Source organism: Streptomyces sp. NPDC059455 (genome assembly GCF_042750115.1).
Taxonomy (GTDB): Bacteria; Actinomycetota; Actinomycetes; order Streptomycetales; family Streptomycetaceae; genus Streptomyces; species Streptomyces endocoffeicus.
In genome coordinates this window covers 22,055-38,549 of sequence record NZ_JBHYVB010000048.1, presented here as the reverse complement: position 1 = coordinate 38,549, position 16,495 = coordinate 22,055, and the positions used below count along the sequence as shown (strand labels likewise).

The following is a 16,495-nucleotide window of genomic DNA, read 5'->3' as shown; positions in this document are numbered from 1 at the left end:
GTGGCCGGATGCCGGTGCGAGCCGGGATGGATGCCTGCGGTGGTCGCCCGTTCAGGACCCGTATGACACTGCCGCCTACTTGGGTTCCGGAGCTTTCTGACGGCAGACACGGGGCTCGCCACCGAGTCCCGGTCGGTGACCGCCCGGTGATCAGCTTCGTCACCGGCTGAACGCTGACAGCCGCGAGCGGAGCCGTACCGCTCACTCATGCGGCCTGAGGGCGAGACAAGGGATGTCATGTGGCGTCCCCCTCCGACGTGGTGAGCAGTTCCTCGGCAACGGCGACGATCCCGGGCGCGTCGAGACGGTAGTGGGCGTAGAGGCCGGCCGGTGGTCCCACGGGCACGTGCTCGTCGGGCACCCCGTGGCGGCGGAAGGGGACGCGGGCACCGGCCTCGAACAGCACCTCGGCGACCGCGGTCCCCAGCCCGCCCGTCACGTTGCCCTCCTCGACCGTGAGGATCGCGCCTGTCGTGTTCGCCGCGTCGAGCACGGCGTCACGGTCGAGCGGTGAGATCGTCCACATGTCCACGACCCGGGCCGAAATCCCTCGCTCGGCTAGGATTTCGGCTGCCCGGAGGGCCGGGTGCACTTCGGAACCGGTGGCGATGATCGTCAGGTTCGAGCCGTCGCGGACGGTCCGCGCCTGCCCAACACACAGGTCCGGGACCGTGTCGTACACTTCGGGATCCCGACCGCGGCCCAGGCGCAGGTACATCGCATGCGGATGGTGCAGGGACAGGCGCAGCAGGGCGCGCAAGTGGTTGGCGTCGGTAGCGCACACAACGGTGAGATCGGCGATGGTCCGCATCATGCCGAGGTCTTCGAGGCTGTGATGGCTGGTGCCGTAGAACCCCATCGACATCCCGGAGTGGTGGCCGACGATCCGCACCGGGAGATCCGGGTAGGCGCAGTCGGTGCGGATCTGCTCTGCACACAGCAGCGCGGCGAACGAGCCGAACGTGGCGGCGAAGGGCAGGTGGCCGCAGGACGCCATGCCGGCCGCGATCGTGACCATGTTCTTCTCGGCGATGCCGACGTTGACAAAGCGGCCGGGGTGGCGTGCCGCGAAGTCCAGCGCGCGATTGGAGCGGCCGAGATCGGCCGTGAGCACGACGATCCGTGGGTCGTGCTCGGCCAGGTCGGCCAGTTCCTCGCCGAAGACGAACGCCGGGATCGCCCGTGTGTCCGTGCCGTCCACCGATCGGACGTCCTTGAGTCCGTTGAAGATCTCGGACTGATCCTGTCCCATGGTCACCGCACCTCCTCATGGCGCAGCTCCGCCATGACGTCGTCGTAGTCGGTGCCGACCAGATTGCCCACGTGCCAGTCGGGGCTCAGTTCCATGCGCTGGACGCCTTTTCCCTTCACCGTCTCGGCGACGATCAACTGCGGGACCCGGCCGTCGCTGTCCGGCAGCGCCGCGAACACGTCGAGCAGGGCCTTGATGTCGTGGCCGTCGACGCGGTGGGTCTGCCAGCCGAACGCCGCGAACCGTTCCTCGATGGGCTCGGCCGGCATGACGTCGCGGACGAATCCGTCGATGCCGAGCTGGTTGGCGTCGACGATCGCGACAAGGTTGCCGAGTCCGAAGTGGCGCGCGGACATCGCCGCCTCCCAGACCTGACCCTCGGCAAGTTCGCCGTCGCCGAGCATGCAGTAGGTGCGGTAGTCCAGGGTGGACATGCGAGCGGCCAGCGCCATGCCCACGGACACCGAAAGGCCGTGCCCCAGCGAGCCGGAGGAGAAGTCGACACCCGGGATCTTCTTCATGTCGGGGTGGTCGCCGAACGGGCTGCCCAGGCGCGTGTAGGTGTCCAGTTCGGACGGATCGAAGTACCCCAGGTCGGCCAGTACCGGATAGAGACCGATCGCCGCGTGGCCCTTGCTGAGTACAAACCGGTCCCGCTCGGGCCAGTCCGGCCGGCGCGGGTCGACGCGCAACTGGTTGTAATAGAGAACGGCGAACAGCTCGGCGCAAGAGAACACGGCGCTGTAATGGCCCGCACCGGCGATACGGGTGAGCCGAACGGTCTCGGTCCGCACGAACTTCGCGCGGTCGGCGAGTTCTTCGGCGACGGTGGCCATACTATTCTCCGTTCGTGGTGGCAGGGCCGAAGACGGAACCGGCGGTGTCGCGAAAGCGGTCCAGGACGTTGGCCGTGACGCGGGCGGTGTCGTTGTCCCCACCGTTGTGGGTCATGGCGGTCGACCAGGCGATGGATCCGACCGAGAACACCGCACCGCCACCGGGCCGTCCGAAGAGGACGATGTCGGCCCGTACTTTGGGGTGGATCCCGGGTGGAGGCTCGGCATAGCCGTGGTCGGTCTCCTCCGGCACCAGCAGGATCTTCTCCGAGTGCCCCTCGGACGAGGCAAGGACGACCGCGTCGGGTGGGGTGCCGAGGGTGACGTCGGCCCGGTCCAGTTCGTCACCCGCGGCGCCGCGAAGCCCGGGGCCCTCGTCGCCGAACACCTCACCCACACCGGCGCTGACGCCGTCGAACACCCAGGACACGGTGGCATCGGCGCTGGCGCCGGAGCGGCGATAGCCACTGGCGTGGTCATGTCCCTGGGCGGTGAAACCGACGCCGGCCAGCACGTTCGGCGCCCGCCCGCGCAGGCGCCACAGACCACCCGGCTCGCCCGTCGCGGAGAGGTTCTCCTCACCGGGATCGGACACCCAGGTGGCGACTCCCGCGTGCCCCCGGCGGATTTCGATGGCGTCGGGATGCCCGGGATGCCGCGCGGTGACCTGATAGAAACCGTTGCCGCCCAGGTACATCAGCCGTCCGCAGGCACGGGTGTACGCGAGGTAGGAGTCGAGCATGCCCGCGGAGCAGTACTCGGGGTGCGAACCGGTGATCACCACGCGGTACTGGCCGAGCAGCGCACTGCCTTCGCGTTCGATCTCGTCGTCGGTCACCACGGCGTAGTGCTCGCCCCGTGCGTCGAGCCATGCGAGTAGCTGCAGGTCCTGAGCGAAGTGCCGGAACCCACGGGTGGTGGGCGTGTAGTAATCAGGGCGGATGTTGACAATCGGGCGCAGTCTCGACGAGAAGAAGACGCCGCTGCCGTCGGTGTGGACGTCGTAGAGCGAGCGGCCGAACTCGGGGTGCTCGACCAGCCACCGGTCGCGCTCGTCGACGCCGCGTCGCTCCCCGTAGATGCCGATCCGCTCGTCCTCGTACTCCGCGTAGGTGCGCCAGTTCGCGTAGGCGAGATACGTCCAGGTCGGGAGGACCACCAGCACCGGCGCCTCGTGCGCGGCCGGGGTGACGACGAACGGGACCCGGTCCACGTCTTCCCCCGCGGTGACCTTCAACGCGTAGACGCCGCTCGGCAGGCCGTCCGGGATCGTCCAGGTGAGGTCGGGTACCCAGCCGGCGTCGGCGAGGTCGTCCTCGTGCAGGTGCAATGCGTCGAACTCAGCCGGGGCGCGGCGGAAGTCGGTCTCCGCTCCTGTCCACAGAGGGCCTGGCACGCCGCGGCCCGGCAGGTGGCGGATCTCCGCACCGGCGGTGAGACCGCCACGGTCGGGGACCCGCCTGCCGCCGGGATCGACCGCGAGGTCGAGCACGCTGGTGCCGTCCGCGGAGAGCAGTGTCAGCGGGTCGGCGCCGGCCGCGAGCGCGCCGGTGGTGGTGTGCGGCCAGGCCGTCGCGGACACAACCGGGCGGGCCACCTTGCCGTTGAACGTATGCCCGAGGCCGCCGGTGCCGCGCCCGTCGCCGCCCAGGAGCAACCCCGGCCGGACCAGGTGAACCGGCTCGGTCCGGCACGACACGGACAGCTCCGGGCGGCCGGGCCGGTGCAGGGACAACAGCACCGTGCCCGTCTGGTCGATGGTCGCGGCCACGAACACCCAGACCTGTTCCTCGACCGGGGTGGCCAGTTCGGCGACGGCCCGCTGCCCCGACCGCAGCGTCACGCCGTGGGCCGACACGCTCAGGACGAGATCACCGACCGCCAGGAGCGGGCGCGGGCGCGGGCCGGGCAGGGTCGGCCGGCACCACACGGCCAAGCCGACCGCGCCGAGGTTCTGCCGTACCTCGGCCATGGCGTATGAGCCGGAGGTCGTGACCTGCTTCCGTCCTTCAAGGACTTCGGGGAGGTCCGCAGCCACTGGCTCCTCGATCGGCGGTACGCCGTGCCGGAGCGGACCACCCGGCCTGCGCAGACGGACGATCTCCGGCCGCATCCCGGGATGCTCCGAACTCAGATGGAAGGTCACACGTTCACCGGGCCGGGCCGAAAGTCGGTCCGCGTATCCGACCAGCCTCATCCGTTGACCCACTTCGTCCACCGCCGGGTGGCCTCGTCGAGGTTCTTCGCCCACCAGGTGTTGTCCCGTACCACGACCGTGCCCTTGGCCTTGGTGTCATCGGCGACGAACGCGCCGATCGCGGCGTCACTGGTCTTGCCGGCCTTCGAGTTCGCCGCGCCATAGGGCTGCTGATCGACGACGGCCTTCTGGTTCTTGGTCCCGATCAGGGAGTTGATCAGGGCGTATGCCTGGTCCTGGTGCGGGGCGCCCTTCACTATGGTCAGCACGTCGTAATACTTGATCGGCTGGTTGAACACGACGCCGAGGTTCGCTCCGTTCTTGACGGCGTCGTAGGCGCGGCCGGGCCACGCGAGCATCATGTCGACCTCACCCGACTGCAACGCCTGGGTCTGCTGCGCGCCGGTGTCGTAGAACCGGGTGTTCTTCCGGATCTTGTCCAGCGTGGCGAACGCCTTGTCGTAGTCGAGCGGGTAGAGCTTGTCGGCCGGCACTCCGCCGGCCAGCAGCGCCGTTTCCATACCCGCGTCCTTGGCGAAGTTCATGACGCCGCGGGTGCCGGGGAACTTCTTCGTGTCGTAGAAGTCCGCCCAGCTCCTCGGCGGGTTCGACTTGTAGGTGTCCTTGTTGTAGACGAGCACGAAGTGCGACTTCAGCACCGGGACCCCGCAGTCGGTCATCTGCGACTTGTCGAGTCCGCCGGTGTGGATTCTGCTGTAGTCGATCTTCTCGAAGAGGGTGCCGCACTTGGCCATGGCCGCGTACGGCGTGGAGTAGTAAACGTCCCAGGTGGGCTTGGAGCCCCGGACCATCGCGGTCAGCTTCGCCTCATTGTTCGGTGACTCCGTGGACACCGTGATGCCCTTGCGGGACAGATCGGCGTACGCGTTCTGCTTGAACACCTTCTCCAGCGCCCCTCCGGTGTTGCTGAACACCACGGACTTCCCGCCGTCGGCGGAACTGCCAGCGGTTCCGAAACAGGCCGTCATCGTCAGTCCCAGCAAGACCGCCAGCACCAGCGCCTTGCCGAGACGTCCATTACGTCGCACGAGAGCCCCTCTCCCATATTTCATAATATGAAATGCTGCCCGTATTGAGGAAAGCATGGAGTCAGGACGCAACTCGCGTCAAGCCCCCGCGCACCCGTCGATTGCCGTGTTACTTGCCCGTTAATTCCGGTGCCAACGATTGACACACAACTCAACGGAGCACACACTCTGTTTCACTTCGTGAAATGAGTATCGGAGAAAGAAACGGTGCTGATGGTAGTGACATCCCCGTCGAGCTCAGCCGCCCACTCCACGCCCCGCCCACGACCGCCCGCAAGAGCCCGCACGGCCCGGCGTCTCGGCCTCCTGCTCGCGGCGCCGGCAGTCGCGGTTCTGGTCGTCTTCTTCGTCGTGCCCGCACTGCGCCTGCTCTGGCTCTCGGTGACCGACCCGGTCCCCGGCCTGGGCAATTACACGGCGATCGCCACGGACGACGTGGCGCTGACCGTCGTGCTGCGGACCCTTGGCATGGCGGCGATCGTGACGGTCGTCTGCTTGCTCCTCGCCTATCCGTACGCGTATCTGATGACGATCTCTACTCCGCGCTGGCGGGCAGTCCTGATCGCCGTCGTCCTCATCCCGTTCTGGACCTCGCTCATGGCACGCACCTTCGCCTGGGTGGTGCTGTTGCAGGACAACGGGGTGGTCGACACCCTGCTGCGCGGGGCTGGGATCGGGCCGATGCGCCTGCTGGGCACCACAGCAGGGGGCACGCTCGCGATGGCGCAAGTCATGCTGCCGTTCGTGGTGCTGCCGGTATACACGACGATGCGCGGGATCAACCGCCGCCTGGTCGATGCGGCGCTCTCGCTCGGCGCCCGCCCCGCCATCGCCTTCCTGCGGGTCTACCTCCCACTGTCCCTGCCGGGCGTCGCCGCCGGAGCAACCCTGGTGATGGTGCTGTCCCTCGGGTTCTACGTGACGCCGTCGCTCGTCGGCTCGCCCAAGCAGTCCATGCTCGCCCAGTTCATCTCCGTACAGGTCAACCAGCTCGTGGACTTCGGTGGGGCCGGCGCGCTCGCGGTCACCCTGCTCGTGATCACGCTCCTGCTTCTCGGCGGCGTCCAGTTCGCGACACGACGCAAGGGCACACGGGCGAACAGTGCCCCCATATCGGGAGGGATACCACTATGAAGACCGGGCGTGGCCTGCGCGCCGTCCTGATCACGTTCGGCGTGCTCACCGGAGCGTGGCTCGTCGTGCCGACCCTCGTCGTGATCCCGATCAGCTTCTCCGGCGAGAACAGCTTCGCCTTCCCACCGAGCTCGTGGAGCCTGCGCCACTACACCACGTTCTTCACCGAGCCCAGCTGGCTGACCTCACTACTGGTGTCGCTCCAGCTCGCGCTGCTCGTCACCGCGGTGGCGACCGTGCTGGGCACGACGGCTGCGTTCGCCCTCGCCAGGCGGACGTTCGCCGGCAAGGGCATCGTCGAGGGGCTGTTCATGGCACCCCTGATCGTTCCGGGGATCGTGGTCGCCGTCGCGATGTACGCCGCCTTCCTCGGCTGGGGGCTGATCGGCACCCCGATCGGGTTCATCGCCGCCCACACCGTGCTCGCCCTGCCCTTCGTGACGGTGAACGTGACCGCCTCGCTGGCCGGCTTCGACCGGGTGCTGGAACGTGCTTCGGCGACTCTCGGCGCATCCCCATGGACGACGTTCCGGTCGGTGACCTTTCCGCTGATCCGGCCCGGCGTACTGGCCGGCGCCCTGTTCGCCTTCGTGACCTCGTTCGACGAGGTCGTCGTGTCCCTGTTCATCCAGTCCCCCACGCTGCAGACCCTTCCGGTCCGGATGTTCACCTCGGTCACCAACGAGGTCGACCCGACCATCGCGGCGGCATCGACCGTCGTTCTCGTGGTCTCCACCATCCTGCTGGGACTCGCAACCATCACGAGGAGGAACCACCATGCGGCCTGATCGCCATGGCGGTGCACGCATCGAGACCCGTGACGTGTGCAAGCGGTACCGGGGCTCGTCCCAGTACGCGGTCGACACCGTCAACCTGACGATCGAGGCAGGTGAGTTCATGACCCTGCTCGGGCCCAGCGGCTCGGGCAAGACCACCACGCTGAACATGATCGCCGGATTCGAGGACGTGACCTCCGGTCGGATCCTGGTCGACGACGCCGATATCGCCCCGGTGCCGACCTACCGGCGCGACCTCGGCATGGTGTTCCAGAACTACGCGCTGTTCCCGCACATGACCGCGGCCGAGAACGTCGCGTTCCCCTTGCGCCGGCGCAAGGTGGGCAAGAAGGAGATCGAGCGCCGCGTCGCGGAAGCCCTCGAACTGGTGCGCCTGAACGAGCATGGCAACCGCCTGCCGGCCCAGCTATCCGGCGGCCAGCAGCAGCGTGTCGCCCTGGCCCGCGCTGTCGTGTTCAAGCCACGGGCCCTGTTGCTGGACGAACCGCTGGGCGCGCTGGACAAGAAGCTGCGCGAGTCACTGCAACTGGAGATCTCCCGGCTGCACTCCGAACTCGGGATCACGTTCGTGTTCGTCACCCACGACCAGGAAGAGGCACTCGCGCTCTCCGATCGCATCGCCGTGTTTCGCAACGGTCAGATCGAGCAGGTCGGAGCGCCGGACGAGCTGTACGAGAACCCCGCCTCCCACTTCGTGGCCACTTTTCTCGGCGACTCCAACGTGTTCACCGGGCAGATCCGCGACGGCGTCCTCGACACCGGCTGGTGCGAACTGCGTACGGAGGGCGAGCTCCCAGCGGGACCGGTCGTGCTCATGGTGCGGCCCGAACGGCTGCGCATCGGCGCGCCGGCCGAACCCGGGGCCAATGTGCTCTCCGCTACCGTGACCGACGTCGTGTACCAGGGCGCGTTCCGGCGGGTCCTCGTCGAGTTCGACGGCGGCACCACCGGCCAGGTCCGGGACATCACCTCGGGCACGCCGGTGACCGCCGGGCAGCGGATCGAGCTGCACTGGCCCAGCCACGCCGGTGTACTCGTACCAGGTGACGAAATCGACCAGCCGCGACGCGTGGCGGTGAGCGCGCAGTGAACTCCGACGTCATGACGGCTCGCCGGCAGGTCGCCGAGACCGGCACACGTTTGACGGCCGACGGGCTGGTGCTCGGCACCGCGGGCAACATCAGCGTCCGGGTCGGCGACCTGGTGGCCATCTCGCCGTCCAGCATTCCCTATCACCTGGTGACCGCCGAGGACGTCTGCGTGGTCGATCTCACCGGCGGGCAAGTCGCCGGCCTGCCACCGTCGTCCGAGACGCCCATGCACCTCGCCATCTACGCCAACACCGACGCGAATGCCGTGGTGCACCACCACGGCCTGGCCAGTGCCGCGGTGTCCACAGCAGTCAGCGAACTCCCGCCCCTTCACTACTACGCGCTTCAGCTCGGCGGCCCGACCCGCGTCGCCCGATACGCGACGTTCGGCACCGATGAACTGGCCCGTTCCGTGCTCGCCGCGCTGGAAGACCGCACGGCGGCGCTGATGCAGAATCACGGTGCCGTCGCGCACGGCGACACCCTCGACCGTGCCTACGACCGGGCCCGACTACTCGAATGGCTGTGCAACCTGCATATCCAGGCTCATCGGATGGGCAGTCCGCGCGTGCTCAGCGAAGCGGAGCTCGCGGACGTCACCCGGCACAAGGCGGAAAGGGCGGCATCATGAAGGTCGTATGCGTCGGGGCGCACATATTCGACGTGCTCGGCCACCCGGTAGGCGAGATCCCACCCGGTCAGGGGCGGCTGGCACTGGAACAGATCCGGGTGACCGCGGCGGGTACCGCCGGGGGCACCGCGGTCGACCTCGCCAAGCTGGGCGCGGAGGTGATCAGCTTCGGCGCCATCGGCGACGACACGGCGGGCCGGGTGCTGCGGCTCCTGCTCGCCGAGAACGGGGTCGACGAACGCCTCGCGGTCAAGCCGGGCCGGGCCACGCCGTCGACGATCCTGCCGATCAGACCGAACGGGGAACGCCCCTCCCTGCACGCGTCCGGCGCGATGGACACGCTCACCGCGGACGACATCGACTGGGACGCCGTGGCCGAGGCAGACGTCCTGCACATCGGCGGACCGGACGCCCTCGGGGACTTCTCCGTCGACGTGCTGCCCAGGCTGCTCCGATTCGCCCGCGAGCACGGCACCGTCACCACCATGGACTTCCTGCGGACAAGCGTGTCACCGGAGGTCGTCGAGCTGCTGCGGCCGTGCTGGGCGAACACGCGGTACCTGCTGCCCAACGACGACCAGATCCGCGCGGTCACGCAGATCGAGGACCTCCGCCTGGCCGCCCGGACCATGCGCGCACACGGAGTCGGCACGGTCATCGTGACCAGAGGCGGGGACGGCTCGCTGGTCGTGGACGAGGCTCTGGCCGAGGAGATCCCCGCCTTTCGGATTCCGGTCGTCGACACCACTGGCTGCGGCGACGGATACACGGCCGGATTCATCGTCGGGCTGTGCCGGAACCAGGACCTGCTGTCCTCGGCGCGCCTGGGTACCGCGGCGTCGGCGCTGGTGGCGCAGGGGCTCGGCTCAGACGCTGGAATCGTCGACCTGCCACGGACGCTAGGCTTCTTGTCCGAACGGCGGACGGATCTGCTTCACCGGAACGAGGAGGACATCACCGACTGTGGCCAGGCCTGACGCGTTGGAGAATGAGGACAAGGTGAGTTCCGGGGGCAGCCCGGTCCGGGTGCTGGTCAAGGCGATGGCGGTGCTCGAACTACTCGCCGAGACGTCGGACGAGCTGAGCCTCGGCGAGATCGCGGGGCGGCTCGACCTCAACAAGAGCACGTGTCACCGGATCCTGACCACCCTGATGGCCGGCGACTTCGTGGAGCGGCCCTCCCCCGGCGCATACCGACTGGGCATCGGCGCGTTCCGTGTCGGTAGCGCGATGGCCCGGCGGTTCAGCATCCGCGACCGTGCCCTGCACGCGATGCGTGAGGTGTACCGGCAGACCGGGGAAACCGTGTTCCTGATCGTGCTACGCGGCGACGAGGCGGTTTGTCTGGAACGCCTCGACGGCCGCTACGCGGCCACGCACGTACTACAAGTGGGCGGCACACTACCGCTGTACCTGGGTGCCGGTCCCAAGCTACTCCTGGCCCAGCTTACCGAATCCCAGTTCGAAAACTATCTGGCCGGGCCGTTCCAGCGCCGCGTCGGCGGCCCCAGTGAAGCACGGCTACGCGAACAGGTAGCCGAAATCCGCCGCGACGGCTACGCGGTCAGCCACGACGACATCGAGGAGGGCGTCACCGCGCTGAGCGTCGGAGTACGCGACCACCTCGGCAAGATCACCGCAGCTCTGAGTCTGAGTGGGCTCTCCGCACATCTGCCGGAGTCCGAACGCCCCCTTCACCTCCGCCGTCTCAAGGAGGCGGCGGAGGAAGCCTCACGAGCCATGGGCTTCCGCGCCTCCGTTACCGAACGCCCCGCGGACTTGAAAGTCATCGACTCCTAGAAACTGAAGACCTTCCGCACGGTCGCGACCAGCCCGGTTCAGCCCGAGCGACCGGGCGTTCCTGGCGGCGCTGCTGCATCGGCTGCCGTTGCCCGCCCTGTCCGGCGCGCGGATGTACATATTCGCGGTGATCGAGCACAGCGCCGCCGCATTCGGATCCTGGGCGCCACCGCAACACCCGACCACCTCCTGGGTAACCCGGGCTGCGAAGAACCTGGTCATGGATCTCGAGGACGTAGGCTGCCGGGCCCGGTTCATGATCAGGGACAGGGATGGGAAGTTCCCCGGATTGTTCGATGACGTCCTCGAACCACCAGGGCATCGCGAACGCCCGACCACTACACCCACTGCCCACGCCAATCGACGATCCCGACAAGCTGAGCCACCTCGGCATACGACGCCACGACCGCCTTGGCGGCATCCTCCACGCATACAAACATGCCGCGTGACCTGCACGGACGAGATTATTCGGCAAGCGCAAGGTCCGGCTCCGGCGGGATGCCGGGTTCGGCTGCGCTATAACCGGCCCCCGTCGACTGGAATGTCGCGTCCGCCGTGGACCACGAGCTTGACCTCGTGCACCGCACCTGGGTGAGACCGGTGAGACGCTCGTGGTCGTGGCCAGGACCACCACCCCGATGTGGCAGATCGTCCAACACATCGGGAGCCTGCGGACCGAGCCCGGCCGGGCCGATACCGAGTAGCGGCCGAGAGGATACTCAGTGTCCTGGCGGGGGCCTCGGTCGCTACGGGCGACCGGCTCGGGATCGGCGTCGAGCGCATCGAGCACCGCGTCGCCGTTCGCCCTCGCCCACTCGGTCAGCATGTGCATCGGATCGATCAGCGTCGCCCCGAGCGGGGTGAGCTCGTACTCGACGCGGGGCGGCACCTCGGCGTAGGCGTGGCGGCGGATGAGTCCGTGCGCCTGGAGCCGTCGGAGCGTCTGGGTGAGCATCTTGCGGGAGATGCCGCCGATGATCTCGATCAGCTCGCCATGGCGCACCGGGCCCTCGCTGAGGCCGTAGAGCACGACCTGTCATGCTGCATAAAGGAAACGATCACAGAGGACATGATCCCAGCGGACTGACCGCATCCCGTTCACCTGCGGCGATGACGTTTCGAGCGGCACAGGGTCAAGCCGCCTTTCCGAAGACAAGCACCTCCGTGGAGGCGACGCCCATCGGCGCCAGGAAACTGGCCTCCAGGCTGCAGCCGAGGGTCGCGAAGAGGTCCACGCAAGTCCGGCGAGGCATGGCGGCTGGGTAGGAGTCGTGCCCCGCGCCGCCCTGCGTCGCCCAGGCGCGTACCGCGGCCGGGTCCAGGCAGTTCTCTGTCATTACGTCGAAGACGATCCGACCACCGGGTCGCGTGACACGTGCCATCTCGAAGAAGTAGCGGGAGGCGCAGAGGAAGGTCACGGTGTTGAAGACCTTATGGGCCTGAACGAGGTCGATGCTGCCGTCGGGTGTCGGGGCGAGGCTGCATCCTGCGGTCGGTTGGGCGACCACGCTGAATGTGTCCACTAGGTAGTTGGCCCAGGGCGCTGCCGTCTCGTAGATTTCGTAGCGGTCCGGTGAACACTCCTTCAGCGTCTTCTCCAGGTACCGTCCGGACCCGGGGCCGATCTCCAGCACCGTGTTCGGGTTGGCAGCGAAGACGCCGAGAGCGCGTAGTTCATCGATGGTGCACTGGGTGGCGCCAGGCGTCCCGTTCATGACCTTGTCGATGTGGTCACCGACCGACAGACCGGACGCCCGTGCAGCCCGCATCGTTGCCTCGAACGGGATGAAGTCGTCGACGCCACCCAGGTTGTTGGTGCTGCGCACGATATCGAATCCAGCACGACCCAAGAGCCGCTTGACCCCCGACTTCAATACTGAGGTTCTCCCGCCTGCTGCCCTCATCACGCATACCCCCAGGTCGTCTCCACCCTCGGTGTCAGCATAGGATCGCGGACGCAGACGCACAGGGGGACGGCGAATTTGCTACGCGGCTGTCGAGGGCCGACGGACGGCGCCGGGATCTCAGGCCCAGTACGGCTGCTTGTCGATCCTCAGTCGCCAGCGTGGGAGCCTCTGCCAGCACTTCGGCCACTGTCGCCCGCCCGCCGCCCAGCCGAGCCAACGCGCTCACCGCCGTGACCAGCACCGCCTGCACCCGCCCGGCCTCCTCGCGCAGCCGCGCGACCTCCTCTCGGACCTTGTCCTTTCACGTCTCCAGCAGCCCCAGCACCGACGGCACCAGCCATCCCCACCAGCGAGTACGCGCCTACGAACAACCCGATCCCTCCCGCCCAGCGGCAGTTCATGCCCACCCGGACCCAATCGAACGATCACGTTCGGAAAGCGGAAGCCTTCTTACGATTCCGGCTTCGAGATAGGCCACTTCCTCAACAGCGAGGGCCTATAGCCCGGCAAGGACCCGTGCTCGGGCCAGGGCGGGGAGCGCCGAGGTGGCCTGCGCGATGGGGAGCGTCAGTAACAGCTCCCGCAGATAGGCTCGGTGGAGCGCCCCGGGAGTAGAGCAGGCAGGGCCTGCTGATCATGGAGTTGCAACGCTCTGTGATCATCGGGAGACCTGTGCGTGCACTGCCATCATGGCTGACCGAACCCCTCTGGGACCAATTCGCGGCGCTGCTGCCCCACCGGCCGGTCTACGATCCGACCCACCCACTGGGCTGCCACCGCCCGCGGATCAGCGACCGGATCATCTTCGACAAGCTGCTCCAGTTCCTCCGCTTCGGCTGCTCCTACCAAGCCATAGCGGACACCACCTGCTCAGCCACCACGATCCGCAACCGCCGCGACGAGTGGATCCGGCTGGGCGTCTTCGCCCAGCTTCGGCACATCGCCTTGGAGGCGTACGACCGAATCGTCGGCCTCGTCCTGGACCAGATCGCCATCGACGGGTCGATCACCAAAGCACCCGGAGGCGGAGAGGCCGCCGGACGCTCACCGGTCAACCGCGGCAAACAGGGCCTCAAGCGCTCAGGTATGACGGACGGTTATGGAATTTCGCTGGGCCGGGTCCTAGCCGAGCCAACTGCCATGACTCGCCGCTGCTCGCCCCGACCCTGGATCTGTTGGACGACCTCGGCCCACTGCCTGAAGTCATCACCGTGCACCTTGACACCGGCTACGACTCGGGCAAGACCCGCACCACCCTCGACGCACGCGGGCTACGAGGCCGGATCGCACACAAGGGCGAGAAGGCCCCTGTCCAGGCCACCCAGCGCTGGCGTATAGAGCGCACCCACGCCTGGCAGAACGCCTTCTACCGGCTCGCACGCTGCTACGAACGCCGCACCAGCGTCATCAACGCCTTCTTCGACCTCGCGGACGCCGTCATCACCGTCCGTAGCACCATCCGCCGGACCACTCACCGCTGGGACGACCGCCCCACCCGCCGACCATGACCCCACGCCTATCTGCACGAGCTCTAAAGTACGCCGTCGGCTGCGGGCGCGAGGACCGCCTGTTCCGCCTGGCCGGGCACGCGGAACAGGCGGCACGCTGGCCGGCCGGATCCTTGAGATATGGGCGGGAAGCTAGCTCTGGCCAAGCTGGCATGAGCGATCTCACATTCGCAGCGGCCGATGAACCCCGGACTGCACGCGAACGTCCTACCCAGGTGCGCACGCGTGTCCCGGGCGGACCGGTGGACGCGCTGATCCGGCCAGAAACGCAAACCGAGCCCATGGTTACGAGGAGTTCTTCGATGTCTGCGCCAAGCCGTGCCGCCCTGGTTACAGGATCTACTGACGGAATCGGCCGGAACGCCGCGCTCGCGCTTGCCCGGGCCGGCATGTTTGTCGTGGTCACCGGCCGTGGTGAGAAGCAAGGAAAGGAGACGTGCGAGGCGATCGAAGCCGCGGGCGGCTCCGCGGCGCTGGTGTTAGCCGATCTTGCCGACGTGAACGCGGTCAGCAGACTCGCCGAGGTCGCCGTCGACACGGCGGGCGGCCACATCGACGTGCTCGTCAACAACGCGGCTGTGCCCTACTACGCGCCGACCGAGAAGACCTCGGCAAGCGACTTCGATGCTGTGATCGCCGTGAATCTTCGCGCACCGCTGCTGCTTACGGGTCTGCTCGCCCCCGCCATGGCCCGCCGCGGGGACGGTGTGATCGTGAACATGACCGGAACAGCCGCGCAGTTCGGCGTACCCGGCCTGAGCCTGTTCGGAGCGGCCAAGGCGGCACTGGGCTCCATGACGCGCACCTGGGCAGCGGAATATGGTCGCTTCGGCGTGCGGGTCAACGCCATCGAGCTCGGTGCTATCCGTACGCCGCGCGCAGATGCCGTGGCCCACGACCTGCTCGACGCGTACGGCGCTGCGATCCCCGCGGGTCGGCCGGGCGACCCCGACGAGGTGGCCCAGGTGATCGAGTTCCTCACCACGCCAGCCGCGAAGTACATCCAGGGAGCCGTCCTGCCGGTCGACGGCGGAATGCTGGTCACGTCGCCCACCGCGCCGCCGCCGACCGAACTGCCGCGTCCGTGGGAATGAGGGCGGCCACGGCATGATCGTCTGTGCGGATCAGTCTGCGTACGGTGATGATTGTGTCGGCGAGGTCGAAGAAGGCGTTGATGACGCTGGTGCGGCGTTCGTAGCAGCGGGCGAGCCGGTGGAAGGCGTTTTGCCAGGCGTGGGTGCGCTCTATACGCCAGCGCTGGGTGGCCTGGACAGGGGCCTTCTCGCCCTTGTGTGCGATCCGGCCTCGTAGCCCGCGTTCGTTGAGCAGCGCGCGGGTCTTGTCCGAGTCGTAGCCGGCGTCCAGGTGGACGGTGATGTCGTCGGGTAACGGGCCGAGGTCGTCCAGGCGGTCCAGGGTGGGGGCGAGTAACGGGGAGTCGTGGCGGTTGGCGCCGGCCAGGACACGACCCAGCGGAATGCCGTATCCGTCTGTCATGCCCGAGCGTTTGAGGCCCTCTTTGCCGCGGTCGACTGGTGAGCGACGGGCTGCCTCGCCGCCTCCGGGCGCCTTGGTGACGGAGCCATCGACGGCGATCTGGTCGAGGACGAGGCCGACGATCCGGTCGTAGGAGTTCAGCGCGATCTGCTTGAGCCGGGCGAAGACGCCGAGTCGTATCCACTCATCGCGGCGGGTGCGGATCGTGGTGGCCGAGCAGGTCGTGTCGGCGATCGCCTCGTACGAACAGCCGCAGCGCAGCAGTTGCAGCATCTTGTCGAAGATGATCCGGTCGCTGATGCGCCGGCGGTGGCAGCCGAGCGGATGGTCCGGGTGGAACTGCGGCCGCTCGGGAAACAGGGCCGTGAATTGGTCCCAGAGCGGTTCGGTCAGCCATGATGGAAGCGCGGGCACAGGTCTCCCCAGTGATCACAGAGCGTCGCAACTCCATGATCACTAGGACCTGTGCCCGTTCTGTTGCCGGTGTCCCCAACCACGCCTATCCGCGCGGCCTCTAAGTCCGCTCGTCCATCGCGGTAGGTGAGACAAGTCGTGTCGGCCTGGGTGAGGGGCTCGGTGGCCACGATATATGTGCGGATCTGTCGGCGGCGCAGCTCAACCCAGTCAACGGCGACCCGTCGATGGACGGGTATGCCGTAGGTGTGGACGCCTGCCGGCGGCATGGCACGCCGTCAAGAGTTGGCGAGCGCGGGCGCAGACACCGGGTGCATGCCTCCAACTCTGAAGTGGGGCAATCGATACTTCCGCGGCGGCGCGGTCCAGCCAAGTGCTTTCG

The 16,495-nt window shown here is 67.7% G+C and carries 13 protein-coding genes and 3 pseudogenes; 9 read left to right on the top strand and 7 right to left on the bottom strand.

Annotated elements, in window-relative coordinates:
• Positions 1–235: 235 nt before the first annotated feature.
• The 4 genes from ACFXB5_RS19320 to ACFXB5_RS19305 all read right to left on the bottom strand — a co-directional run bounded on the left by ACFXB5_RS19320 (position 236) and on the right by ACFXB5_RS19305 (position 5,334).
• Positions 236–1,201 (bottom strand): transketolase family protein, encoded by a 966-nt coding sequence (locus ACFXB5_RS19320; protein WP_385209217.1) that lies wholly within the window; start codon positions 1,199–1,201, stop codon positions 236–238.
• 53 nt (positions 1,202–1,254) lie between these two features.
• Positions 1,255–2,088: a transketolase gene (locus ACFXB5_RS19315; RefSeq protein WP_385209214.1), complete on the bottom strand. Its 834-nt coding sequence runs from the start codon at positions 2,086–2,088 to the stop codon at positions 1,255–1,257.
• A 1-nt stretch (position 2,089) separates the two neighbouring features.
• Positions 2,090–4,201, bottom strand: a complete 2,112-nt coding sequence (locus tag ACFXB5_RS19310) for a N,N-dimethylformamidase beta subunit family domain-containing protein (RefSeq protein WP_385209211.1) — start codon at positions 4,199–4,201, stop codon at positions 2,090–2,092.
• 80 nt (positions 4,202–4,281) lie between these two features.
• Positions 4,282–5,334, bottom strand: coding sequence for an extracellular solute-binding protein (locus ACFXB5_RS19305; protein WP_385209208.1), 1,053 nt, complete (start codon positions 5,332–5,334; stop codon positions 4,282–4,284).
• A gap of 351 nt (positions 5,335–5,685) precedes the next feature.
• On the opposite strand from ACFXB5_RS19305, the gene ACFXB5_RS19300 reads away from it, so the two are divergent.
• The 7 genes and pseudogenes from ACFXB5_RS19300 to ACFXB5_RS19270 all read left to right on the top strand — a co-directional run.
• A complete protein-coding gene (locus tag ACFXB5_RS19300; RefSeq protein ID WP_385209205.1) occupies positions 5,686–6,468 on the top strand; it encodes an ABC transporter permease in 783 nt (260 codons plus the stop codon).
• Positions 6,465–7,256, top strand: coding sequence for an ABC transporter permease (locus tag ACFXB5_RS19295; RefSeq protein ID WP_385209201.1), 792 nt, complete (start codon positions 6,465–6,467; stop codon positions 7,254–7,256). The genes ACFXB5_RS19300 and ACFXB5_RS19295 overlap by 4 nt, the downstream gene beginning before the upstream one ends.
• Positions 7,246–8,355: an ABC transporter ATP-binding protein gene (locus ACFXB5_RS19290; RefSeq protein ID WP_385209198.1), complete on the top strand. Its 1,110-nt coding sequence runs from the start codon at positions 7,246–7,248 to the stop codon at positions 8,353–8,355. The genes ACFXB5_RS19295 and ACFXB5_RS19290 overlap by 11 nt, the downstream gene beginning before the upstream one ends.
• Positions 8,352–8,987, top strand: a complete 636-nt coding sequence (locus ACFXB5_RS19285; protein ID WP_385209195.1) for a class II aldolase/adducin family protein — start codon at positions 8,352–8,354, stop codon at positions 8,985–8,987. The genes ACFXB5_RS19290 and ACFXB5_RS19285 overlap by 4 nt, the downstream gene beginning before the upstream one ends.
• Positions 8,984–9,964 (top strand): carbohydrate kinase family protein, encoded by a 981-nt coding sequence (locus tag ACFXB5_RS19280; RefSeq protein ID WP_385209192.1) that lies wholly within the window; start codon positions 8,984–8,986, stop codon positions 9,962–9,964. The genes ACFXB5_RS19285 and ACFXB5_RS19280 overlap by 4 nt, the downstream gene beginning before the upstream one ends.
• Positions 9,965–9,986: 22 nt before the next feature.
• On the top strand, positions 9,987–10,787 hold the full coding sequence (locus tag ACFXB5_RS19275; RefSeq protein ID WP_385209189.1) for an IclR family transcriptional regulator: 801 nt from the start codon (positions 9,987–9,989) through the stop codon (positions 10,785–10,787).
• A 97-nt stretch (positions 10,788–10,884) separates the two neighbouring features.
• Positions 10,885–11,236: pseudogene (locus ACFXB5_RS19270) on the top strand (IS481 family transposase); the annotation flags it as partial.
• A gap of 293 nt (positions 11,237–11,529) precedes the next feature.
• Here ACFXB5_RS19270 and ACFXB5_RS19265 read toward each other — a convergent pair.
• Together ACFXB5_RS19265 and ACFXB5_RS19260 are read right to left on the bottom strand one after the other, a co-directional pair.
• A pseudogene (locus ACFXB5_RS19265) lies at positions 11,530–11,820 on the bottom strand (winged helix-turn-helix transcriptional regulator); the annotation flags it as partial.
• A 100-nt stretch (positions 11,821–11,920) separates the two neighbouring features.
• Positions 11,921–12,691 carry a methyltransferase domain-containing protein gene (locus ACFXB5_RS19260; protein ID WP_385209186.1) on the bottom strand — a complete coding sequence of 257 codons (771 nt, stop codon included), beginning with the start codon at positions 12,689–12,691 and terminating at the stop codon, positions 11,921–11,923.
• A gap of 675 nt (positions 12,692–13,366) precedes the next feature.
• Here ACFXB5_RS19260 and ACFXB5_RS19255 point away from each other — a divergent pair.
• Positions 13,367–14,202 (top strand): annotated as a pseudogene (locus ACFXB5_RS19255) (IS5 family transposase).
• Between the two features lie 302 nt (positions 14,203–14,504).
• Positions 14,505–15,296: an SDR family NAD(P)-dependent oxidoreductase gene (locus ACFXB5_RS19250; RefSeq protein WP_385209183.1), complete on the top strand. Its 792-nt coding sequence runs from the start codon at positions 14,505–14,507 to the stop codon at positions 15,294–15,296.
• Here the strand turns inward: ACFXB5_RS19250 and ACFXB5_RS19245 are convergent.
• Positions 15,244–16,113 (bottom strand): IS5 family transposase, encoded by an 870-nt coding sequence (locus tag ACFXB5_RS19245; RefSeq protein ID WP_385209180.1) that lies wholly within the window; start codon positions 16,111–16,113, stop codon positions 15,244–15,246. The genes ACFXB5_RS19250 and ACFXB5_RS19245 overlap by 53 nt on opposite strands.
• Between the last annotated feature and the right edge of the window lie 382 nt (positions 16,114–16,495).